Origin of the sequence: Ancylobacter sp. FA202, from assembly GCF_000380205.1 — a bacterium.
Taxonomy (GTDB): Bacteria; Pseudomonadota; Alphaproteobacteria; order Rhizobiales; family Xanthobacteraceae; genus Ancylobacter.
In genome coordinates, this window is sequence record NZ_KB904818.1 from 611,103 (window position 1) to 632,878 (window position 21,776).

Annotated in this window: 20 protein-coding genes; 8 read left to right on the top strand and 12 right to left on the bottom strand. The window is 69.4% G+C overall.

What is annotated here, in order from left to right:
• Positions 1 to 10: 10 nt before the first annotated feature.
• From trmD to ffh, 4 genes are all read right to left on the bottom strand, one after another.
• Entirely contained in the window at positions 11 to 712 is a 702-nt protein-coding gene (gene trmD, locus A3M1_RS0102785) for a tRNA (guanosine(37)-N1)-methyltransferase TrmD (RefSeq protein WP_018387428.1), read from the bottom strand.
• 160 nt (positions 713 to 872) lie between these two features.
• Complete coding sequence (rimM, locus tag A3M1_RS0102790) at positions 873 to 1,415, bottom strand: ribosome maturation factor RimM (RefSeq protein WP_018387429.1); 543 nt, start codon at positions 1,413 to 1,415, stop codon at positions 873 to 875.
• A 212-nt stretch (positions 1,416 to 1,627) separates the two neighbouring features.
• Entirely contained in the window at positions 1,628 to 2,002 is a 375-nt protein-coding gene (gene rpsP, locus A3M1_RS0102795) for a 30S ribosomal protein S16 (protein ID WP_018387430.1), read from the bottom strand.
• A 176-nt stretch (positions 2,003 to 2,178) separates the two neighbouring features.
• Positions 2,179 to 3,711 (bottom strand): signal recognition particle protein, encoded by a 1,533-nt coding sequence (gene ffh / locus A3M1_RS0102800; protein ID WP_018387431.1) that lies wholly within the window; start codon positions 3,709 to 3,711, stop codon positions 2,179 to 2,181.
• A gap of 259 nt (positions 3,712 to 3,970) precedes the next feature.
• Between ffh and A3M1_RS0102805 the strand changes: the two genes are divergently transcribed.
• Entirely contained in the window at positions 3,971 to 5,488 is a 1,518-nt protein-coding gene (locus A3M1_RS0102805) for a pyruvate kinase (RefSeq protein ID WP_018387432.1), read from the top strand.
• A 135-nt stretch (positions 5,489 to 5,623) separates the two neighbouring features.
• Here A3M1_RS0102805 and A3M1_RS0102810 read toward each other — a convergent pair whose 3' ends face one another.
• A complete protein-coding gene (locus tag A3M1_RS0102810; RefSeq protein ID WP_018387433.1) occupies positions 5,624 to 6,031 on the bottom strand; it encodes a DUF930 domain-containing protein in 408 nt (135 codons plus the stop codon).
• Positions 6,032 to 6,166: 135 nt separating this feature from the next.
• On the opposite strand from A3M1_RS0102810, the gene A3M1_RS0102815 reads away from it, so the two are divergent.
• Genes A3M1_RS0102815 through A3M1_RS0102825 form a run of 3 tightly spaced genes read left to right on the top strand, consistent with a single transcriptional unit; the run spans position 6,167 to position 7,696 of the window.
• On the top strand, positions 6,167 to 6,901 hold the full coding sequence (locus A3M1_RS0102815; RefSeq protein ID WP_018387434.1) for a heme ABC transporter permease: 735 nt from the start codon (positions 6,167 to 6,169) through the stop codon (positions 6,899 to 6,901).
• 10 nt (positions 6,902 to 6,911) lie between these two features.
• On the top strand, positions 6,912 to 7,082 hold the full coding sequence (gene ccmD / locus A3M1_RS0102820; RefSeq protein ID WP_018387435.1) for a heme exporter protein CcmD: 171 nt from the start codon (positions 6,912 to 6,914) through the stop codon (positions 7,080 to 7,082).
• On the top strand, positions 7,079 to 7,696 hold the full coding sequence (locus tag A3M1_RS0102825) for a DsbE family thiol:disulfide interchange protein (protein WP_018387436.1): 618 nt from the start codon (positions 7,079 to 7,081) through the stop codon (positions 7,694 to 7,696). The genes ccmD and A3M1_RS0102825 overlap by 4 nt, the downstream gene beginning before the upstream one ends.
• Before the next feature lie 189 nt (positions 7,697 to 7,885).
• Here A3M1_RS0102825 and A3M1_RS0102830 read toward each other — a convergent pair whose 3' ends face one another.
• The 4 genes from A3M1_RS0102830 to A3M1_RS0102845 are packed head-to-tail and all read right to left on the bottom strand — an operon-like array spanning position 7,886 to position 10,421.
• Entirely contained in the window at positions 7,886 to 8,377 is a 492-nt protein-coding gene (locus A3M1_RS0102830; RefSeq protein ID WP_018387437.1) for a DUF1178 family protein, read from the bottom strand.
• Positions 8,374 to 9,288, bottom strand: a complete 915-nt coding sequence (locus A3M1_RS0102835; protein ID WP_018387438.1) for a carbon-nitrogen hydrolase family protein — start codon at positions 9,286 to 9,288, stop codon at positions 8,374 to 8,376. The genes A3M1_RS0102830 and A3M1_RS0102835 overlap by 4 nt, the downstream gene beginning before the upstream one ends.
• A 14-nt stretch (positions 9,289 to 9,302) precedes the next feature.
• Positions 9,303 to 9,560, bottom strand: a complete 258-nt coding sequence (grxC, locus tag A3M1_RS0102840) for a glutaredoxin 3 (protein WP_018387439.1) — start codon at positions 9,558 to 9,560, stop codon at positions 9,303 to 9,305.
• Between the two features lie 48 nt (positions 9,561 to 9,608).
• Positions 9,609 to 10,421: a ComF family protein gene (locus A3M1_RS0102845; protein ID WP_018387440.1), complete on the bottom strand. Its 813-nt coding sequence runs from the start codon at positions 10,419 to 10,421 to the stop codon at positions 9,609 to 9,611.
• A 133-nt stretch (positions 10,422 to 10,554) separates the two neighbouring features.
• Here A3M1_RS0102845 and A3M1_RS0102850 point away from each other — a divergent pair, with 133 nt between their 5' ends.
• The gene (locus tag A3M1_RS0102850; protein ID WP_018387441.1) at positions 10,555 to 11,463 is read left to right on the top strand and encodes a methyltransferase domain-containing protein; all 909 of its coding nucleotides are present in this window, start codon (positions 10,555 to 10,557) and stop codon (positions 11,461 to 11,463) included.
• A 14-nt stretch (positions 11,464 to 11,477) separates the two neighbouring features.
• Here A3M1_RS0102850 and mutT read toward each other — a convergent pair whose 3' ends face one another.
• Complete coding sequence (mutT, locus tag A3M1_RS0102855; RefSeq protein ID WP_018387442.1) at positions 11,478 to 11,888, bottom strand: 8-oxo-dGTP diphosphatase MutT; 411 nt, start codon at positions 11,886 to 11,888, stop codon at positions 11,478 to 11,480.
• 19 nt (positions 11,889 to 11,907) lie between these two features.
• A complete protein-coding gene (gene argJ / locus A3M1_RS0102860) occupies positions 11,908 to 13,146 on the bottom strand; it encodes a bifunctional glutamate N-acetyltransferase/amino-acid acetyltransferase ArgJ (protein WP_018387443.1) in 1,239 nt (412 codons plus the stop codon).
• Positions 13,147 to 15,158: 2,012 nt separating this feature from the next.
• On the opposite strand from argJ, the gene A3M1_RS0102865 reads away from it, so the two are divergent.
• On the top strand, positions 15,159 to 15,788 hold the full coding sequence (locus A3M1_RS0102865; protein WP_256379648.1) for a TetR/AcrR family transcriptional regulator: 630 nt from the start codon (positions 15,159 to 15,161) through the stop codon (positions 15,786 to 15,788).
• A 1,311-nt stretch (positions 15,789 to 17,099) separates the two neighbouring features.
• On the opposite strand, the gene A3M1_RS0102870 is transcribed toward A3M1_RS0102865, so the two are convergent.
• Positions 17,100 to 18,128, bottom strand: coding sequence for a peptidylprolyl isomerase (locus A3M1_RS0102870; RefSeq protein WP_018387445.1), 1,029 nt, complete (start codon positions 18,126 to 18,128; stop codon positions 17,100 to 17,102).
• Between the two features lie 425 nt (positions 18,129 to 18,553).
• On the opposite strand from A3M1_RS0102870, the gene secA reads away from it, so the two are divergent.
• Both secA and A3M1_RS0102880 read left to right on the top strand, forming a co-directional pair.
• Complete coding sequence (gene secA, locus A3M1_RS0102875; protein WP_018387446.1) at positions 18,554 to 21,349, top strand: preprotein translocase subunit SecA; 2,796 nt, start codon at positions 18,554 to 18,556, stop codon at positions 21,347 to 21,349.
• Between the two features lie 9 nt (positions 21,350 to 21,358).
• Positions 21,359 to 21,763: a nuclear transport factor 2 family protein gene (locus tag A3M1_RS0102880; RefSeq protein WP_018387447.1), complete on the top strand. Its 405-nt coding sequence runs from the start codon at positions 21,359 to 21,361 to the stop codon at positions 21,761 to 21,763.
• The last annotated feature ends 13 nt before the right edge of the window (positions 21,764 to 21,776 follow it).

Here is a 21,776-nt window from a genome sequence, read left to right on the forward strand (position 1 = left end):
AACAGCGGGCTCAACGCCCGCCCGTTTCGCGATAGCGCGCCCACAGGTCCGGCCGCCGCTCTCGTGTGGCGGCCTCCGCCTGCTCGCGCCGCCAGCGGGCGACCTTGGCATGGTCGCCGCCGGTGAGGATGGCGGGGATCTCCAGCCCCTCGAAGCTCTGCGGGCGGGTGTACTGGGGATACTCCAGCAGGCCGGCGGAAAAGCTCTCCTCGGTGCCGGATTCCGGGTGCCCCATCACTCCCGGCAGCAGCCGGACGCAGGCATCGAGCAGCACCAGCGCGCCAATCTCCCCGCCCGACAGCACCACATCGCCGACGCAAACCTCCTCCAGCCCGCGCGCGGCGATGAGCCGGTCGTCCACCCCCTCGAAGCGCCCGCAGACGATGACCACGCCCTCGCCCGCGCTGAGCTCGCGCACGCGCTTCTGGGTCAGCGGCGCGCCGCGCGGGGTCATCAGCAGGCGCGGGCGGGTGTCCCCTTCCGGGGCGGCGGCGTCCACCGCGCGGGCCAGCACATCCACCCGCATCACCATGCCGGGCCCGCCGCCGGCCGGCGTGTCGTCGACCGAGCGGTGGCGATCGGTGGCCTGCTCGCGCGGGTCCACCGTCTCGATGCCCCAGGCGCCCTGCGCCAGCGCCCGGCCGGCCAGAGAAAGACCGAGCGGGCCCGGAAACATGTCGGGAAAAATGGTGATGAGGGAGGCGCGCCACATGGCAGGGGTTCCGTTCATCGTCATCCCGGACGGCCGTCAGGCCGATCCGGGATCGCGAGCCGTTGGAGAGCGATCCCGGCTCTCGCTAAGCTCGGCCGGGATGACGACTAATTCCATATCCGGAACGGGGGTACTCTCCCCGATCCGTCCCGGTCGCCCGTCAGCCCTGGTCCGCTTCCGGCGGCGGGGCTTCCTCGCGCACCCATTCGCCGGGCTCGACGGTGAGGCGGCCGGCCTTGAGGTCGACCCGCGGCACCACCGCCTTGGTGAAGGGCAGCATGAGCGTTTTGCCGCCGGCTTCCGGCGCGATTTCGAGAATGTCGCCGGCGCCGAAATCATGCACCGCCACCACCTTGCCGAAGGGCGCGCCCTCGCTGGTGAAGGCGACCAACGCGATCAGGTCGGCATGGTAGAAATCGTCTTCCTCGTCCGGCTCGGGCAGCAGGTCGCGGGTGACATAGACGCCCTGATTGGTCAGCGCCTCGGCCGCCTCGCGCGTGTCGACGCCTTCCAGCCGGGCGACGAAATGCTCCTTCGCCGGGCGCAGCGTCTTGATGCGGAAGGTGCGTGTGCCCGCCTCGTCGGTCAGCGGCGCGTAGTCCTGCAGCGCAGCCGGATCGGCGGCGAAGATGAACAGCCGCACCTCGCCGCGCACCCCATGCGGGGCGCCGATGCGGGCGAGGAGAACACGGTCTTGGGGCATAGCGGTCTCGCGGCAGATCGTTAAAGCGCCTGCGGCGCAGCCTTTCCTGGGTCCCGGTTCGGCGCTCCGCCTGCGGCGTCGCTGGTCCGGGACACAGTCTCATATGCCGTTTCCCGGACAAGACGCGCGCAGCGCGGCGCCGATCCGGGACCCAGCCTAAAGGCCACCGAAGGCGTCGACCCTCATGGGCCGACACCCATCGGGGCTCGGCCTCACTCGGCCGAGGGAGCCGCAGCAGCGGCGGCAGCGGCTTCGGCGGCCTTGGCGGCTTCGGCGGCGCGCTCCTGCGCCTTCTTGCCGGGAACGGCCTTCTCAGGGTTGTTGCGGGCGGCGCGCTTCACCAGCTCGAGGCTGTCGAGGAAGCGGGCGACGCGGTCGGTCGGCTGGGCGCCCTTGGCGAGCCAGGCCTTGGCCTTCTCGACGTCGAGGGTGAAGCGGTCGGTGGCGTCCTTGGGCTTCAGCGGATCGAAGGTGCCGATCTTTTCGATGAAGCGGCCATCACGCGGCGAGCGCGAATCGGCGACGACGATGCGGTAATAGGGACGCTTCTTGGCGCCGCCACGGGCGAGACGGATCTTGAGGGACATGTCTTTCTTCCTTTGGTGTCAGTTTCGTCGGTTGGTGTCTGTCGTCATCCCGGACGAAGAGAGCGCAGCGAACGCCGATCCGGGATCGTTTGACGCCTGAGGCGCGGAGAACGATCCCGGATCGGCGCTTGAGGCGCCGTCCGGGATGACGGCAAGGGGGTCAGATCATCGGGCCGTCACTTCTTCTTCCCCGGAAAGCCCGGTAGGCCGGGAAGCCCGCCCGGCTTGGTGCCCAGCCCCGGAAGCCCGGGCATGTTGCCGGGGAAATTCGGGGGCAGGCCGCCACCGAGCCCGCCGGGCATTTTCTCGGCCATCTGCTTCAGTTGGTCGGGGCTCGGCATGCCGCCCATGCCGCCGCCACCGAGGCCGAACATGTTGGCGAGGCCGGCCATCGGGCCGCGCTTGGCACCCGGAGCGCCCATCGCCTTCATCATGTCCGCCATCTGGCGGTGCATCTTCATCAGCCGGTTGACGTCCTCGACCTTGGTGCCGGAGCCGCTGGCGATGCGCTTGCGGCGGGAGCCGTCGAGCAGCTTCGGGTTGCGCCGCTCCTTCTTGGTCATCGAATCGATGATGGCCTTCTGGCGCTTCAGCACCCCGTCATTCATGCCGGAGGCGGCGAGCTGGTTCTTCATCTTGCCGACGCCGGGCAGCATGCCCATCAGCCCGCCAAGGCCGCCGAGCTTCTCCATCTGGTCGAGCTGCATGCGCAGATCGTCGAGATCGAACTGGCCCTTGCGCATGCGATCGGCCGCAGCCATCGCCTTTTCGGCGTCGATGTTCTCGACCGCCTTCTCGACCAGGGAGACGACATCGCCCATGCCGAGGATGCGGCCGGCGACGCGGCGGGGATCGAAATCCTCCAGCGCGTCCATCTTTTCGCCGGTGCCGAGCAGCTTGATCGGCTTGCCGGTGACGGCGCGCATGGACAGGGCGGCACCGCCACGCCCGTCACCATCGGCGCGGGTCAGCACGATGCCGGTAAGGCCGACACGCTCGTCGAACGCCTTGGCGGTGTTCACCGCGTCCTGGCCGGTGAGGCTGTCGGCGACGAGCAGCACTTCATGCGGCTTGGTCGCGGCCTTCACCTCGGCCACTTCGGCCATCAGCGCCTCGTCGAGCGTGACGCGGCCGGCGGTGTCGAGCATCACCACGTCATAGCCGCCGAGGCGGGCGGCTTCCATGGCGCGGCGGGCGATCTGCACGGCGGACTGGCCAGCGACGATCGGCAGGGTGGCGACGCCGACCTGCGTGCCCAGCATGGCCAGCTGCTCCATCGCCGCCGGGCGGCGGGTATCGAGCGAGGCCATCAGCACCTTGCGGTTGCCGCGCTCGGTCAGGCGCTTGGCGATCTTGGCGGTGGAGGTGGTCTTGCCCGAGCCCTGCAGGCCGACCATCAGCACCGGCACCGGCGGGGCGGCGTCGAGGTCGATCGGCTTGGCGTCGGAGCCGAGCATGGCGACGAGTTCGTCATTGACGATCTTCACCACCATCTGGCCGGGCGTGACCGACTTGATGACCTCGGCGCCGACGGCGCGGGTGCGCACCTTGTCGGTGAAGGAGCGCACCACGTCGAGCGCGACATCGGCCTCGATCAGCGCCCGGCGCACCTCGCGCATGGCCTCGTTCACGTCGGCCTCGGTGAGGGCGCCGCGTCGTTTCAGCCGGTCGAGTATGCCGCCAAGGCGGTCGGTCAATGAATCGAACATGCGTTCGCTCCGGTCCTTTTCCCACAGCTCACAGCGCAATGCCGAACGGCGCCCGAGGGCGCAAAGCGCTGTCGGGCGTTGACCTCCGGCCTCAGGGGCCGGGCGGCGGATCGGCTCGCGGGGTCTGCGAGGATGTGGGGCTCGTAGCCGCCGCGCGCCAGAGAGTCAAGTTTTGACGCGCTTTTGCGGGAGACTACGGAGGTCACAGCCGCGTAACAGCGCCATCCTAGCGTGCCGCATCCATGCGAGGAACCCGGTCATGAACAGCGACTTTGCGCCCCTCTCCGCCGCCAGCGATGACGTCGTCAGCGATGACAACGCGCTTTTCGAGACGCTGCTGTCCCTGCGGGCGGCGGTGGTCGAGGAGGCCGCCCCGCTCATCGAGCGCTTCCACCGCGAGGCCGGCCGCGAAGACCCCGCGCTCGAAAATCTCGCGCATTACCTCGCCTTGCGCCGGCACGAGCTGCGCCCGCTGCAGCGCCAGCTGATGTGGCGCGGGCTGTCCTCGCTCGGGCGGCTGGAGAGCCGGGTGCTGCCGACGCTCGACGCGGTGCTGGCGGCGCTCGCCGCCCTCGCCGGCCGCACCCCGGCCCTTCCGGCGCCGGAGCCCGCCACCTTCTTCGCCGGCGAGGCCCGGCTGGAAAAGGCCAGCGAGGCGAGCCTCGGCCCGGAGCCGGAGGGGCGCTACACCCGCATCATGGTCACGCTGCCCGGCGAGGCGGGGAGCGACCCGGCCTTTATCCTGGCGCTGGCGAAGGCCGGCATGGATGTCGCCCGCATCAACTGCGCCCATGACGACGCCCAAACCTGGCGGGCGATGGCGGGCCATGTGCGCACCGCCGCCGAGGCGGTCGGCCGCCCGATCGCGGTGCTGATGGACATTGCCGGCCCGAAGATCCGCACCGGCGCCGTGCTGCCGATGCGCAAGGACAAGCCGACCGGCCGCCTGCTGCCCGGCGACACGCTGCGCCTCGTCGCCGAGGGCGAACCCCGCGTCGACGACGCTGCCCTGTTCAGTGCCGCCGTCTCGCTGCCGGAGATCGTCACCCGCCTCGGGCTCGGCCACCGCGTGCGCTATGACGACGGCAAGGTCGAGGCGGTGGTGGAGAGCGTGGGCCCGGGCGAGGCGATCCTGCGCATTCTCCACACCCGCCCCGGCGGCACCAAGCTGAAGCCGGAAAAGGGCATCAACCTGCCCGATACCGCGCTCGGCCTCTCCCCGCTCACCGCCAAGGACGATGCCGACCTCGCCACCGTCATCGAATGCGCCGACCTCCTCGGCTATTCCTTCGTCAGCCGGCCGGAAGACCTCGATCTGCTCGACGCCGCCATCGCCCGCCATGGGGCCGGGCGGGCGCGACCGCTCGGCCTGATGGCCAAGATCGAGCGCCCCGAGGCGGTGCGGAACCTGCCGGACCTGATCGCCCGCGCCGCCCGCACCGGCGATTTCAGCGTGATGATCGCCCGTGGCGACCTCGCCGCCGAAATCGGCTTCACCCGCCTCGCCGAAATGCAGGAGGAACTGCTGTGGATCTGCGAGGCCGCCTCCGTGCCGGCGATCTGGGCGACGCAGGTGCTGGAGGACCTGGTGCGCGACGGCATTCCCTCGCGCGGCGAGATGACCGACGCCGCCATGGCCGCCCGCGCCGAATGCGTCATGCTGAACAAGGGCCCGGCAGTGGTCGAGGCGGTGGAACTGCTCGACCGCCTGCTCGGCCGCATGGCTGACCATCTCGACAAGAAGACCGCGACCCTGCGGGCGCTGCATTCGTGGTAGCGGCGTGAAGGCCGGGTGAACCCTCATCCCGGCCAAAGCGCAGCGGAGAGCCGGGCTCGTCATCCGATATCGGTACACGATCCCGGCGCGGCCTGCGGCCGTCCGGGATGACGCCTGAAATGGGTTCCGGCGAGCCTACGGCGCGACGAGATAATGCCCGGCCCATTCCGAGGTCGGGATCGCCGCGCCGAGCGTGTAGTGGAAGCGCGTCACATCAAGCCCTTCATGCGCCGTCTCGCACTCATAAGCGATGTGGTACCAGGTGCCGCCCGAGCGCACCGCCGCGCCCGGCGCGTTGATCTTCGCGCCCTTCACCACCGGGTCGCGATAGGCATAGGCGACCAGCTCATCGGGGCGCATGCCCTTCTGCCCGCGCTGAAGCTCGCCCATCGCCCGCGTGTTGCACACCTGCTCGATCCGCTCCGAGGGCTCCAACTGCATCATCTGGTCATCGGTGGAACGCGCCAGCGCCGGCGGCAACAGGGGCATGGTCACAAGGGTCAGGAGCAGGACGCCAAAGGGGGCAGCGGAGATGTGCGGCATAAGCGCTCGATTTCCTCTCGATCGAATCGGGCCACAGTTCAATAGCGCAGTTTTGTCCATCCTGTGGCGATCGATCCATGCCTGACGCCTACCGCGCCGGTTGCCGGCCCTCGCGCGCCGGATTAGAACCGCCCCATGGCGCTGATGGATTTTGCCAACCCCACCCGCTTCCTCGCCCTTTCCGGGCGCGTCCTGCCATGGCTGACCGGCCTTGCGCTGGCAACGCTGGCGCTCGGCTTCTTCCTCGCCTTCCGCGCCCCGCAAGACTACCAGCAGGGCGAGACGGTGCGGATCATGTATATCCACGTGCCCTTCGCGTGGCTGGCGATGTTCGGCTATTCGATGCTGGCCGCGTCCGCCCTCGGCATCCTGGTCTGGCGCCACCCGCTGGCGGATGTGGCGCACAAGGCGATGGCGCCGATCGGCGCGGTGTTCGCCTTCCTCTGCCTGTTCACCGGCTCGCTCTGGGGCCGGCCGATGTGGGGCACCTATTGGGTCTGGGATGCGCGTCTCACCTCGATGCTGGTGCTGCTGCTGCTCTATCTCGGCCTGCTGGCGCTGCGCTCGGCGATCGAGGACCCGAACCAGGCCGGGCGGGCGGCGGCGGTGCTCTCGCTGGTCGGCTTCGTCAATGTGCCGATCGTCAAGTTCTCGGTCGACTGGTGGAACACGCTGCACCAGCCGGCCTCGGTGTTTCGCATGGACGGGCCGACCATTCATCCCAGCCTGCTCTGGCCGCTGATGATCTGCGCCCTCGGCTTCACCTTGCTGATGCTGGCGCTGCACATGGCGGCGATGCGCAATGAAATCTACCGCCGCCGCCTGCGCGTGCTGGAAGCGCGCGCTGCCGCCGAGGCCGCCTATGCGTGAGGCCTTCTGAATGTTCGGCGAGCACGGCTTCTTCATTATCGCCTGCTACGGCGTGAGCGCCCTGGCGCTCGGGGCGCTGGCGCTGTGGATCTTCGCCGATGGGCGGCTGGTGCGCCGCCGGCTCACGGAACTGGAGGCGCGCGGCGTGCGCCGCCGCTCAGCCGGGCGGGCCGACGCATGAGCCTTCCCTCCGACACCCCGCCTCCCGAGGAAGCCCCGGCCGCCCGGCCGCGCCGTTCGCGGCTGCTGGTGCTGCTGCCGCTCGTCGCGTTTCTGGCACTGGCGGCGCTGTTCTATGGCCGGCTATTCTCCGGCGATCCCTCGCGCGTGCCCTCGGCGCTGATCGGCCGGCAGGCGCCGGCGATCGACCTGCCGGCGCTGGAGGGGCTGACGCGCGAGGGCCAGCCGGTGCCGGGCCTCACCTCCGCCGCGCTCAAGGGCGAGGTGACGGTGCTCAACGTCTTCGCCTCCTGGTGCGTGCCCTGCCGCGACGAGCACCCTTTTCTGGTCGAGCTGTCGAAGATGCCGGGCTTCCGTCTCGTCGGCTTGAACTACAAGGACGACGCCGCCAATGCCCGCCGCTTTCTCGGCCGCTTCGGCAATCCCTATGCGGCGGTGGGCGTCGACGCCAATGGGCGCACCGCCATCGACTGGGGCGTCTATGGCGTGCCGGAGACCTTCGTCATCGGCAAGGATGGCCGCATCGCCTACAAATATATCGGTCCCATCGACGCCCAGGGGCTGAAGGAACGCCTGCTGCCGCAGATCGAGAGCGCGCGGACGGCGGGGCCTTAGAGCGGCGCGGCATCATGGCAGGCCCGTGTCCCGGACAAGCTGCACGCAGTGCGGCGCAGATCCGGGATCCAGCGAAGACTCGGCGTGCTTCACTGGATTGAGAGGCGTCCAACAGCGGACCTTTGCGCCGGATCCCGGCTCTGCGCTTCGCCGTCGGCTCCGCTGGGCCGGAAAACCGAGGCCCTTCCCTCAGTTCCGATCGTCCGGCAGCACCGGCAGCGGCAGCACCTCGATCTCGTCCTCGATCAGCGCCCGCACCTCGTCCGGGGTGGCCTCGCCGCGAATGGCGCGCTTTTCCTCCTCGCCCTCATGCATGCGGCGGGCACGCGTGGCGAACTCGTCGCCGACATCGACCGAATTGGCGACCACATGGGCCCGCACCGCCCGCAGCATGGCGCGCAGCTGCTGCTCCTTTTCCGACACCAGCGCGACCGGCTGGGTGGGGGCCGGCGGCGTGGCCTCTGGGGCCTCCATCGGCGCCGTTTCGGCCGCCGCCTCAGCGGCGAATTTGCGCGCCGCGCGGCCCAGCGCCGGGGCCATCAGCGCCTTCTCCACCTCAGGCGAACCGCAGACCGGACAGGTGACGAGGCCGCGCGCGCGCTGGTCGTCATAGGCGGCGGAATCGCGGAACCAGCTCTCGAACTCGTGCTCCTTCGCGCAGCACAGGCGATAGAGAATCATGCCACGCCACCGGGAACCACATGCAGCCGGTCCTGATCGGCCGGCATCACCAGCTCGAAGCGCCGCCCGTTCGAGAGCGAGGGAATCCGCCCGCGCACGCCCGCGACCCTGGCCGGGTCGATCTCGGCGGCGATGATGCCCGGCTCGGTGCCGCCCTCGGCGAGGATGGTGCCCCAGGGGTCGATGATGAGGCTGTGGCCGAAGGTCTGGCGGCCGTTCTCATGCGTGCCACCCTGGGCCGCCGCCAGCACATAGCACCCGGTCTCGATCGCCCGGGCGCGCAGCAGAATGTGCCAGTGCGCCTCGCCGGTCGACTGGGTGAAGGCGGCCGGCGCCGCGATCATCCCCGCCCCCGCCTCGGCCAGCGCCCGGAACAGCGCGGGAAAGCGCAGATCGTAGCAGATGGTGAAGCCGAGCCGGATCTGCGGCAGCTCAGCCACGATGGCGAGCTCGCCCGGCCGGTAGGCGGCGGATTCGCGGTAGACGTCGCCATTGGGCAGGTCGACGTCGAACATGTGGATCTTGTCGTAGCAGGCGGCGATCGTCCCGTCCGGGGCGAGCAGGTAGGAGCGGTTGGCGGCGCGGTGCTCGCTCGCCCGCACCGCCAGCGAGCCGATATGCAGATGCACCTTCAATTCGGCCGCGAGCGCGCGGAAGGCGGCCAGCGCCGGGTCGTCCTCCTCCGCATGCAGCACCTTGAACAGCGCCTCGCGGTTCTCCTCCATCGTGCCGGTCATTTCAGGCGTCTGGATATAGCTCGCCCCGGCCGCCGCCGCCTCGCGGATCATCGCGGAGGCCGCCGCGACATTGGCGGCGACGTTCTTGGCGGTGCACATCTGGATGAGCGCGGCGCGGAAGGGAGCGCCAAGCGGCGGGGTGCCGGGCGTGAGCGTATCGGAAGAGCCGGTCATGGTGTCACTCTCGTTCAGCTGGCGAGAAGCGCGTCCAGCTCGCCGGCTTCCTCAAGCGCGTAGAGGTCGTCGCAGCCGCCGACATGGCGCCCGTCGATGAAGATCTGCGGTACGCTGGTGCGCCCATTGGCCCGGCTCGACATCGAGGAGCGCGCCACCGGATCGCCGGTCACGTTGACCTCTGAGAAATCTGCGCCCTTGCGCCCAAGCAGCGACTTGGCTGCATGGCAATAGGGGCAGCTCGACGTGGTGTAAATCTCGATCTTCGCCATCGAATCGTCCTAACCATCGGCCGCCGCTGCGGCCGGCATCCTGGTGCCTTATGATAGGGGCGCGTCCACCGCATCAGCAACCCGGGCGAACACCAGAACGTCCACCCGTCCCGCCCCCGCGCGCAGCAGCGCCTTGACGCAGGCATCGATCGTCGCCCCTGTCGTGAGCACGTCATCAACCAGAACAAGGCGCCGGCCGCGCAGTTCCCCTTTCGCGATTTCAGGCACCGCGAAGGCGCCCTGCACATTGCGCGCCCGCGCTGCCCGGTCGAGCCCCACCTGCGGCACGGTCGCGCGCTGACGCTCCAGCCAGCCGGCCCGCACCGGCAGGCCGGCCTCGCCGCCAATGACCCCGGCCAGCGCCGCCGACTGGTTGAACCGCCGCCGCCACAGCCGCAGCCGATGCAGCGGCACAGGTACCAGCGCCTGCGCATCGGAAAGGATGTCCGCCCCCGCGCGCGCCATCATCCGCCCCATCGGCGGGGCGATGTCGAGCCGATCGGCATATTTGAGCGCGTGGATCAGGTCGCGCGCGACCTCGCCGAATGCCGCCACCGCCCGCGCCCTTCCATAGGCCGGCGGCGCCTCCCGCGCGGCGGGCGAGAGCAGCCGCCCTTCGCCGAACCCATAGGGCAGCGGCGTGCCGAGCCGGTCGCAGAACGGCGCCGCGATGAAGGAGAGGCGGCTCCAGCAGCTGCCGCACAGGCAGCCCGGCTCGTCCACCGCCGCCCGGCAGGCCATGCAGGACGGCGGCAGCGCGACATCCACCAGCCCGCGCCACAGCCGGCGCCCCAAGCCCAAGCCGCGCCATGGCGCGGCCCGGGCGGGCGACGCCTGCGCCTCGCGGGCATTTTCGCGCATCGGCTCCGGGGACGGGTTCATACCCGGATACTAGCACAGGCCGCGTCGGCCCGCTGTCGCCCGGCCGCCTTTGGCGTGGTCGGCTTTGACCTGTCGCCGCCCCGGCTCTATGCCTCTCGCCGAGGAGCCCCCGATGTCCACCTCCCCCTCGCCGATGAACGTGTTCGATCCTCAGGCGCTGGCGCAGCGCCGCCAGCGGGCGCGCGCGCTCGGCCCGGAAACCTTCCTGCTCGACCGCGTGGCGGAAGACCTGGTCGACCGCCTCAGCGCGGTGAAGCGGGTTTTCGGCACCGCGGCCGACCTCGGCACGCCGACGCCGGTGCTGCGCGAGGCGCTGTCCGGCACCGGTATGGTGGAGCGCTATGTCGCCTTCGGCCCGGCCGAGCGGGGGGATGTCGATGTCGTCACCGACCCGGAAATCCTGCCCTTCGCGCCGGCCTCGCTCGATCTCGTCGTCTCGGCGCTGGCGCTGCAGAGCGTCAACGACCTGCCCGGCGTGCTGGCGCAGATCCGCCGTGCGCTGAAGCCGGACGGGCTGCTGCTCGCCGGCTTCCTCGGCGGCGGCACGCTTGCCGAGTTGCGCGAGGTCTTCGCCATTGCCGAGAGCGACACGCTGGGCGGCATCTCGCCGCGCGTGGCGCCCTTTGTCGATCTGCGCGACCTCGGCGGGCTGCTGCAGCGCGCGGGCCTCGCCCTCCCCGTCACCGATGTCGACCGCGTGGTGGTGCGCTATGGCGACCCGCTGGCGCTGCTGCATGATCTGCGCCGCATGGGCGCCGCCAACCCGCTCACCGACCGGCGGCGGGCGCCGCTGCTGAAGAAGACGCTGGTTCGGCTGTTCGAGGTCTATGCCGAGCGCTTCGCCGACCCGGACGGGCGCCTGCGCGCCACCTTCGAAATTGTCTGGATCTCCGGCTGGGCACCACATGAAAGCCAGCAGAAGCCGCTGCGCCCCGGCTCCGCCAAGACCCGCCTCGCCGACGCGCTGAACGTGCCGGAGGGCAAGCTGAAGGGGGAGGGCAAGCTGCCTGGCGAGGGTTAGAAAACGCCTACCGGCTAGCGCCCCGGCCCCAGCAGATCCAGCAGCACCGGGATCAGCGGTTCGTCCGCCGGCGGCATGGGATAGTCACGCAGCGCGCCCGGCTTCACCCAGGCGAGGCGCTGGCTCTCGCGGCCCTGCGCCTGCCCCTCCCAGCGCCGGCAGATCCACAGCGGCATCAGCAGCTGGAAAGTCTCATAGGTGTGCGAAGCGAAGGAGAGCGGCGCGAGGCACGGCTCCTTGACCGTGATGCCCAGTTCTTCCTCCAGCTCGCGGATGAGGCATTCCTCCGGCCGCTCGCCCGGCTCCACCTTGCCGCCGGGAAACTCCCACAGCCCGGCCAGCGACTTGCCCGCCGGCCGCTCGGTCAGCAGCACGCGGCCATCTGCATCGACAAGGGCGGCGGCGGCGACGAGGATGAGTTTCATGGCGTTCGCCCTTCGCCGCTCAGGAACGGTAATCGCCATTGATGGCGACATATTCCTTGGTGAGGTCGCAGGTCATCACCCGGTCTGCCCCGCGCCCGAGGCCGAGATCGACGGTGATGTCGATAACATCGTTCTTCATGTAGGCGGAAACCTCGCCCTCGTCATAGGCGGGGTCGCGGGCCCCTTCATGCGCCACGCGGATGGCGCCGAACGAGATGGAGAGACGGTCGCGCTCGGCCGGCTCGCCCGCCTTGCCCACCGCCATGACGATGCGGCCCCAATTGGCGTCCTCGCCCGCCACCGCCGTCTTCACCAGCGGCGAATTGGCGATCGACATGGCGATGCGCCGGGCCGAACGCTTCGAGGTCGCGCCGGTGACATGGATCTTCACCAGCTTGCGGGCGCCTTCGCCATCGCGCGCCACCTGCTCGGCGAGATCCGCCAGCACGCCGGTCAGCGCCTTGCGGAAGCGGGCGAGGCGCGGGTCCTTGGCATCATCGATGCGCGGCGCGCCGGAGGCGCCGGTGGCGAACAGCATCAGCGTGTCGGAGGTCGAGGTATCGCCGTCGATGGTCACGGCATTGAAGCTGTCCACCACGCCCTTGGAGAGCAGGGCCTGCAGCGCCGGCGCGGCGATCGCGGCGTCGGTGAAGACGAAGGAGAGCATGGTCGCCATATCAGGCGCGATCATGCCGGCGCCCTTGGCGATGCCGGCGATCGTCACCTCCACCCCGTCGATCTTCACCTTGGCGGTGGCGAGCTTGGGGAAGGTGTCGGTGGTCATGATCGCCCGGGCCGGCTCGATCCAGGGCAGCGGCGCCAGCCGTGTGGCGGTCTCCGCCAGCACGCCCTCGAACTTGGTGGCGTCGAGCGGCTCGCCGATGACGCCGGTCGAGGCGAGATAGATCTCCTCCTCGCGGCAGCCCAACGCCTTGGCGGCGATCTTGGCGGTGAGCGCGGTCGATTCCCGCCCCTTGGCGCCGGTGAAGGCGTTGGCATTGCCGGAATTCACCACCAGCGCCCGCGCCGTGCCGTGAGCGAGATTGGCGCGGCACCATTCGACCGGTGCGGAGGGGCATTTGGAGCGGGTGAACACGCCGGCCACCGTGCTGCCGGCATCGAGCGTCAGCAGCAGCACATCGGTGCGGCCCTTATAGCGGATGCCCGCCTCGGCGGTGGCGAAGCGCACCCCGGCCACGGGGCCGACATCGGGCGTCGTCTTGGGGGCGAGCGGAGAGACGGGAGAATCGTGGGCCATCGGCTGGGAACTCGATCGCGGGAAAGGGCCGAACCGATGTGCCCGAGATGCGCAACATCCGCAAGACGATGGCGCGCCGAAGGCAGCGCGCGGCCCCCTTTCACAGCGCCGTGCCGCCAGGCCGGGCGCGGCGGTGCCGTGGCGAAGCTCTGCCGGCCCGGCCGGGCTGCCGCCCCCGGCCGGCACCGGCCGGCGCCGGCCGCGTCTTACTTCATATCGCCAACGTGACGTGTACGCGGCGACATGGGGCGCCCGTCCCGCCTCGCCCAGCACGCGGCGCGCGGCGCGCGGCGCGCTTGAGGAAGGACCACATGACCCGTGCTGGTCCGCATGGCCAGCTCTGATCGGGCGTGGAGATGTGAGCAATGGGGTCTTGCCCCCGCGCCCGGGCCGCATTGCCGAGCCCCTCTCGCCCGGCTGCGGACAAGCTCAGTGGCTGCGGTTTGCCCCCGGCCCGCTCAGCCCGCCTGGTCGGGCCGGATGGGCTAGGCCGCGAAAACGGTAGAGCCGCGCCCTGCCCCGAACGCCCTGATGGTTGCGCTTTGCCGCATCAATGGGCCTGAGCGCTCGGCAACGAAAAAAGGGATCGCCGCGTCCTGCCGCGAAGGCCGGCGGGCTAAACTTGGCTCGCAGGACCGGGCTTGAGCGCGCCCGGCAGCGAAATCGGGATGGCCGCCCAACCGCGAACATCTGCTGGCTAAGCCTGGTTCGCAGTACAGGGCATGAGCAACCTGCCCAGCCGCGTCAGATACGTAGGAGCGCGCCGGGCCGCGCTTGGGAAGCGTGACCCAACGGCCATACGCGACCCGGCCGACCCATTCTGCCCGGAGGCCCGCCTGCTTCTCCTCGCCCGGCGGACGGTTGCGAGCGGTCGTCCTAACCCGTGCGGGTCGGCATGACCGGCCCTGTTTGGGCCTGAACATGTGGCCAAAGGGGGCAGGCACTGACTTGCCAGTTCCGTATGAGCGAGCGCTTCGCCCGCAGGACCGCCCCTCGCCCGGCTGCGGATAACCTCGGGGGCTGCGGTTTTCCACCCGACCCGCTGCCACCAAGGTCGCAGACGCCCGCGCTCCGGCGATCAAGACGGTAGGGCCGCCCAACCGCAACCACGTTGCCGGTCGGCTTCATCCGCACGACCGCCCCCTCGCCCGGCTAAAGACGCCTCAAGTGGCTGCGATTGGCCACCCGCCACCCGACCCGCTGCCACCAAGGTCGCAGACGCCCGCGCTCCGGCGATCAAGACGGTATGGCCGCCCACCGCAACCACGTTGCCGGTCGCGCTTCATCCGCACAACCGCCCCCTCGCCCGGCTATCGACGCCTCAAGCGACTGCGGTTTGGCACCCGCCACCCGACCCGCTGCCACCAAGGTCGCAGACGCCCGCGCTCCGGCGACCAAGACGGTATGGCCGCCCCACCGCGACCACGATGCCGGTCGCGCTTCATCCGCACGACCGCCCCCTCGCCCGGCTGTCGACGCCTCAAGCGACTGCGGTTTGGCACCCGACCGGCTCAGCCGCAGGGATGTGCCTGAGCGCGCTTGGCCGACGGGACGCGAACGGGGACATCGCGCCATCTACGGCCCTGGTATGTCCACCCCGGCTTGGCGCCGCCCGGTCCGCCCCGCCCCGGTCCGCCCGGCTCTCCCCGCCCCGGGCATCATCGTATGGCCCGCCGAAAACCTTTACCTTTGCTGCGGAACGGGCGAAAAGGGGAGATCGCTTCTGTGCCTGATTCGTTCGTCTTCACGCGGGTCCGGCGTGCACCGGTTCGCTCGCGACGGCTTGACGGTGTCATGACGTGGATTGACGATCACCGGTGAACGTTAGCCGGCGAACTCGTAAAATAGTAAACATATCCGCGCTTTATACTCGATACGAAACGTACCGTTTCATAATTCAGAACGTTTCGTTTCATTTTATGCACGTGAGCGGGCCTCTTTTCTGAGGAGCGCGGCGGGCCTCGGGCACGACGCCATGATCGTCTCGACATCCACCGGCGTGGTTAAGGAAGATGGTTAACAGACCCCTTCGGCAAAGGTCTTTTCAGGATGGAGGGCCTGCAGGCCGCCGGAGTTCGGCCGGCCCGCGCCGCAGCAAGGCGGCGGCCGAGGCCATTCTGGAGGCGGCCGAGGCGGTGCTCGCCGAGGCGGGTTACGCCGGCTTCACCATCGAGCAGGTGGCGCGGCGCGCGGGCGCCGGCAAGCCGACCATTTACCGCTGGTGGAACGGCAAGCCGGCCCTGCTGATCGAGATTTATGCCCGGCAGCCGCTCGACCTTTCCGGCACCAACACCGGCTCACTGGAAGGCGATCTCGTCGCGGCTCTGGGTCGCCTGCTCGCATTCTGGCGCGATACGCCAGCCGGCGAAGCGTTCACCGCGCTGCTGGTGGAAGCCCAGCACGACCCGGCGGCGCTGGAAATGCTCCGAGCCTTCGTCGCTGAGCGCAGCTTTCCGCTCGCCGATATGTTCAATCGCGCCGCCGGGCGTGGCGAGCTGGCCGCGGATTTCGCTCTTGCCGCCGGCCTCGATCTGGTCAGCGGCTATGTCTGGGCGCGCCTGCTGACCCGGCGGCTCGATGACGACGCCGACAGCCTCGCATCCGCCGCCCGGTTGATCGCGCGCGGTTGCCTTCGTCGCTGAGCGCGGCTTTCCGCTCGCCGATCTCGGCGGGAGCACCGGCGACGTCTTGGCCTGCCGACCTGTCGCTGCGTTTCTCCTTCGGGCAGCGTCCGCCTCGGGCCCGGGCGAAGACACGCCGTTGAAGCGAGCGAGGGTGACCGACGAGCAGATCATGTCGGTCTTGAGGGAGCACGAGGCCGGCGCGGAGACCGCCGATCTGGCGGGCAGGCACGGGATTTTGGAGGCGACGCTCGACACTGGAAGGCCGGGTCGGCGGCATGGACGTTTCCAAGGCCCGGCGCCTGAAGGTGCTCGACGACGAGAACGCAAGGCTGAAGTAGCGCTTGGCCGAGCCAATGCTCGATGCGACAACGCTTCGCGAGACCCTTGCAAATTGGTATGCGTGCCGCCAAGCGGGCGGGCCGCGCCCTGCGGGGCCAACATGGCCTGTCGGAGCGGCGCGACGGCCAGATCGTCAGCACAGATCGAACGATGATCCGCGACCACTCGTGCCGGCCACCGGACACGCCGCCTCGCGCCCGGCGGCGCGCCCTCGCCAAGAAGCGGCGGCGCTGCGGACGCCTGTTCATCGGCGAGAAGGCAACGCCTCGGCACAGGTGCAGGGCGCCGACCCGGTCGCGGCGAAGGCGAACGCGCCGGTCCACGGTCTCGTCCACGACCGGTTCGCGAACGGCCGGCACCACGCTCCCCCCGCAAGCGCGAGGCGTTTCTGCTGATATCGTCGACGTTGTGACCAGGCTGTGCAGCGCGGTGGCACCGGACACCTCCGCCTCGGAACGACGCCGGGGCGCGAGTTGCCCTCAGTCGTCGCGCACCAGGCTGGGCTCGGTCATCTCTCGCCCATGGCCTGCGCCGCCATCTTCACCGCAATGGGCGATCGGCTACCCGCGACGGCAACCGCTGGCCCGCTTCGCGCACCAGCCTGAGTTGGGCGCCCAAGGTGACTTCCGCGAGCTCGCGGAAATGATGGCCAAGAATGATGGCCACATCGGATTATGACGACTGGCGCGCCTAGGGCCGCCGCCAAAAGGCGTTTTCAGAGGGCGATCCAGCCCGAGCGGCGCCGTCTCACCTGAGTATCTGGGTCCGGTCGCACCTCGGGACGGCCGGGGGCTGCGGCGCGCCGGCAAGGCCGGCGGCAGCGTCTCGCCGCCTGGCCAGCATCGGCGGCGGCCGGTCCCGCGCGAGGGCAAAGAAAAACCCCGGACCTCACCGGCCCGGGGCTTTGTCTCATGGCCGCGCCATGCGAAGCGGCGCGTCGGGCGCCATCCGATCAGCCTGCGTTGCCGGCTGATCGGCGCGTGCTCCCGATCACGGCGTCGGCGTGGCGGGGGTCGCGGCGGGCGGGGTGAGGAGGTCGCCGGGCTTCGGCGCCGCCTCGGTCTTCTCCACCTTGGCGGCGTCGCGGGTCTTCTGCACCACCTCGGCCTGCGCCTTCTGCGCCACGAACTGCTCGATCTGCGGCTTCACCTCCTCGAAGGTCGGCACCGGGCGCTCGCGCGTTTCCTCAAGCTTGATGACATGCCAGCCGAACTGGGTCTTCACCGGCTTCGAGACTTCGCCGGGCTTCAGCTCGAAGGCAACTTCGGCGAATTCCGGCACCATCTGCTCCTTGGTGAAGAAGCCGAGATCGCCGCCATCAGCCTTGCCCGAGGGGTCCTCGGTCAGCTCGGTCGCCAGCTTGGCGAAGTCCGCGCCCTTCTTCAGCTGGGCCTCGACATCCTGCGCCTTCTTCTCGGCGGCCGCCTGGGCTTCCTTGTTGTTCGGGTCGGCGCGGAACAGGATGTGGCGGGCGCGCACTTCCTTCTCCGGCTTCTGCTGCGCCACCGCTTCCTGGTAGGTCTTCTGCATGGCCTCGTCGGTCAGGGCGTCCTTGGTGGCCTTGGTGAGAATGGCCTGCATCAGCACGCGCTTGCGGATGAATTCCATCTCGCGCTTGAAGGCCTCGGTCTCATAGAGCTTCTCGGCCTCGGCGGCCTGCGCCATGGCGTTGAGATCGATGAGGAAGCCGAGCACATATTCGTCGCGCGCCGGACCCTGGATCTGCTGCGGCAGGTTCGGGGCGAGCTCGGCGGCGGCGGCGGTCACGTCGCTGCGGCGGATCGGCGTGCCGTTGACGGTGGCGAGCACCGGGTCATCGCTCTGGGCGGCGGCGGTCGCCGGCGCGGCGGCGGGTGCCGCAGCGGGTGCCGCAGCGTCCTGGGCGAGCGCGGGCAGCGCCGGAAGGAAGGCCGTGCCGATCAGGGCGGCGAGAAGACCAGCGCGCAGCGGGCTGGAGGTGACCCGGCCGGCGGGGCGATGGGCCGCCTTGGGCGCGGTGTGCGGGCTATGACGGGTCATGAAGCGTTCCTCAATTTTCGGTTGGCCGCTGCGGGGCCGCGAAAGCTGGCCCAGCCCGGTTCAGGTTGCAAGCGTGTAAGATCACCGACGCCAGATTTTTCGCCGCCGGAGCGTCGGGGACGGGACCGCCGGGGCGATGGCTTGCGGGTTAGCAAAACTGTCGTCCGGCCTGCGATTGACAACCCCCAAACCCGTTCATAAGTGTGGCACGCGGTGCGGGTTCTCGCCGGCACTCGCGCTTATGTGACGCAAGAACCCGCAAGCCGTTCGCGGCGGCCCGGCCCTGAAGACCCATTTCGGCCGCAAATGGCGTCTCGATGAGGCTTCAGCCCGCGCGCTCGCGCCCGCAGCTTGCTCAAGAGGATGCGGCGGCCCGTCACCGCCCGTCCGACACCTGCTCCTGGCGGACTCGGATTGGAAGTCTCATGTTCGGCGCTCTCGCGCGAAAGCTCTTCGGATCGGCCAATGACCGCCGCGTGCGCGGCTATCAGCCCAAGGTCGCGGCCATCAACGCGCTCGAACCGGAGCTGAAGGCGCTCTCCGACGAGGCGCTGCGCGCCCGGACCATCGCCTTCCGCGAGCAGCTGGCCAAGGGCGCCAGCCTGGACGACCTGCTGGTCCCCGCCTTCGCCACGGTGCGCGAGGCATCCCGCCGGGCGCTGGGCCAGCGGCATTTCGACGTGCAGCTCATCGGCGGCATGGTGCTGCATGAGCGCGGCATCGCCGAGATGCGCACCGGCGAAGGCAAGACCCTGGTCGCCACCGCGCCGGTCTATCTCAACGCGCTGACCGGCAAGGGCGTCCACGTCGTCACCGTGAACGACTACCTCGCCAAGCGCGACGCCGAGTGGATGGGGCGCGTCTACCGCTTCCTCGGCCTCACCACCGGCATCATCCATCACGGCCTCGACGACAATGAGCGCCGCGCGGCCTATGCCTGCGACGTCACCTACGCCACCAATAACGAGCTCGGCTTCGACTATCTGCGCGACAACATGAAGTACGAGCTGAACCAGATGGTGCAGCGCCCGCACTTCTACGCCGTGGTCGACGAGGTGGACTCCATCCTGGTCGACGAAGCCCGCACGCCGCTGATCATTTCCGGCCCGCTCGACGACCGCTCGGATTTCTACACCACCATCGACGCCTATATCCCCAAGCTGTCGAAGGAGGATTACGACGTCGACGAGAAGCAGCGCTCGGTCGCCCTGACCGAAGCCGGCATGGAAAAGGCCGAGAACCTGCTGCGCGATGCCGGCATCCTCAAGGGCGAGAGCCTCTACGACATCGAGAATGTCTCGGTCGTCCACCACGTCAATCAGGCGCTGCGCGCCCACACGCTGTTCCAGCGCGACAAGGACTATATCGTCCGCAACAATGAAGTCGTCATCATCGACGAGTTCACCGGCCGCATGATGCCGGGCCGGCGCTATTCGGAAGGGCTGCACCAGGCGCTGGAAGCCAAGGAGCGGGTGCAGGTCCAGCCCGAGAACCAGACGCTGGCCTCCATCACCTTCCAGAACTATTTCCGCATGTATGAGAAGCTGGCCGGCATGACCGGCACGGCCAATACCGAGGCGGCGGAGTTCCAGGACATCTACAATCTCGAAGTGATCGAGATTCCGACCAACCTGCCGGTGCAGCGCGTCGACGACGATGACGAGGTCTACCGGACGGCGACCGAGAAATACAACGCCATCATCGACCTCATCACCGACTGCAAGAGCCGTGGCCAGCCGGTGCTGGTCGGCACCACCTCGATCGAAAAGTCCGAATTGCTGGCCGAACTGCTGAAGAAGCGCGGCTTCAAGCAGAAGGACTTTTCCGACCCCGACGCCTTCCGCCCGCTCTATGACGGCGACCAGGGCACGGCGGACGACCAGGTGTTCGCGGTGCTCAATGCCCGCCATCACGAGCAGGAATCCTACATCGTCAGCCAGGCCGGCGTGCCCGGCGCCGTCACCATCGCCACCAACATGGCCGGCCGCGGCACCGACATCCAGCTCGGCGGCAATGCCGACATGCGGATCTCCCACGAGCTCGGCGACATGCCGGAAGGCGAACAGCGCGCCGCCGCCGAGGCCCAGATCCGTGCGGAAGTCGCGAAGCTGAAGGCGAAGGCGCTGGAAGCCGGCGGGCTCTATGTCATCGGCACCGAGCGCCACGAGAGCCGGCGCATCGACAACCAGTTGCGCGGCCGCTCCGGCCGCCAGGGCGACCCCGGCCATTCGCACTTCTTCCTGTCGCTGGAAGACGACCTGATGCGCATCTTCGGGTCGGACCGGCTCGACGGCATGCTGCAGAAGCTCGGCCTCAAGGAGGGCGAGGCCATCGTCCATCCCTGGATCAACCGGGCACTGGAAAAGGCGCAGCAGAAGGTCGAGGCGCGCAATTACGACATCCGCAAGAACCTGCTGAAGTACGACGACGTGATGAACGACCAGCGCAAGGTGGTGTTCGAGCAGCGCGTCGAGCTGATGCAGGACGAGGACGTCGCCGAGACCGTGGCCGAGATGCGCCATGGCATCATCGAGGACATCGTCGTCAAGCATGTCCCGCCCAGCGCCTATCCCGAGCAATGGGACACGGACGGCCTCGCCGAGCAGCTCCAGCGCGTGCTGGGGCTCGACCTGCCGGTCAAGGAATGGGCGGCCGAGGAAGGCATCGCCGACGAGGAGATGCGCGAGCGCGTGCAGCGCCGGGCCGACGAGGCGATGGCGCTGAAGGCGGCCAAATACGGCCCCGACATCATGCGCTATGTCGAGAAGTCGATCCTGCTGCAGACGCTCGACCATCTCTGGCGCGAGCATCTGGTAACGCTCGATCATCTGCGCCAGGTCATCGGCCTGCGCGGCTATGCCCAGCGCGACCCGCTGAACGAGTACAAGTCGGAAGCCTTCCAGCTGTTCGAGGCCATGCTCGCCAATCTGCGCGAGGCCGTGACCGCCCAGTTGATGCGGGTCGAGGTGATGGCCGCGCCGCAGACCGACGACATGCCGCCGATGGCGCCGCACCATATCGACCCCGCCACCGGCGAGGACGAGTTCGCGCTCGCCGATGCCGAGCTCGCCGCCGAAGCCACGCTGGCGCCGGCCGACGACCCCGCCGCTCCGCCGCGCAACCCCGACGATCCCTCCACCTGGGGCCGGGTTGGGCGCAACGAGGCCTGCCCCTGCGGCTCGGGCCTCAAGTACAAGCACTGCCACGGCAAGTTCGTCTGAGGCAGGGCCATGAGCGGCGGCGCGGTGCAGGACGATCCGACTGAGGCGGACCTGCACGGCGTCGCGGCCGCCGAACAACGCCTGTGCGACGCCGCCCTCGCGGGGGACGTCGCGGCGCTCGACGCGCTGCTGGCCGACGATCTGGTCTTCGTCAACCAGTTCGGCCATGTGCTGAGCAAAGAGGACGACCTCGACCTGCACCGCATCGGCGCCTTTCGGCTGGAGCGGCTGGCTTTTTCGGACTACCGGCTGAGCCGCCTCGCCCCCGGACTTGTGCTGGCGGTCTTGCGGGCCGACGCCGCCGGCACGGCGGGCGGTGCGCCCTTCGAGGCGACGCTGCGCTTTACCCGCGTGTGGCGTCGCGAGCCGGATGGCTGGCGGGTCGCCAGCATCCACAGTTCCCCGATCGCCTGAAACGGCGCCCTGC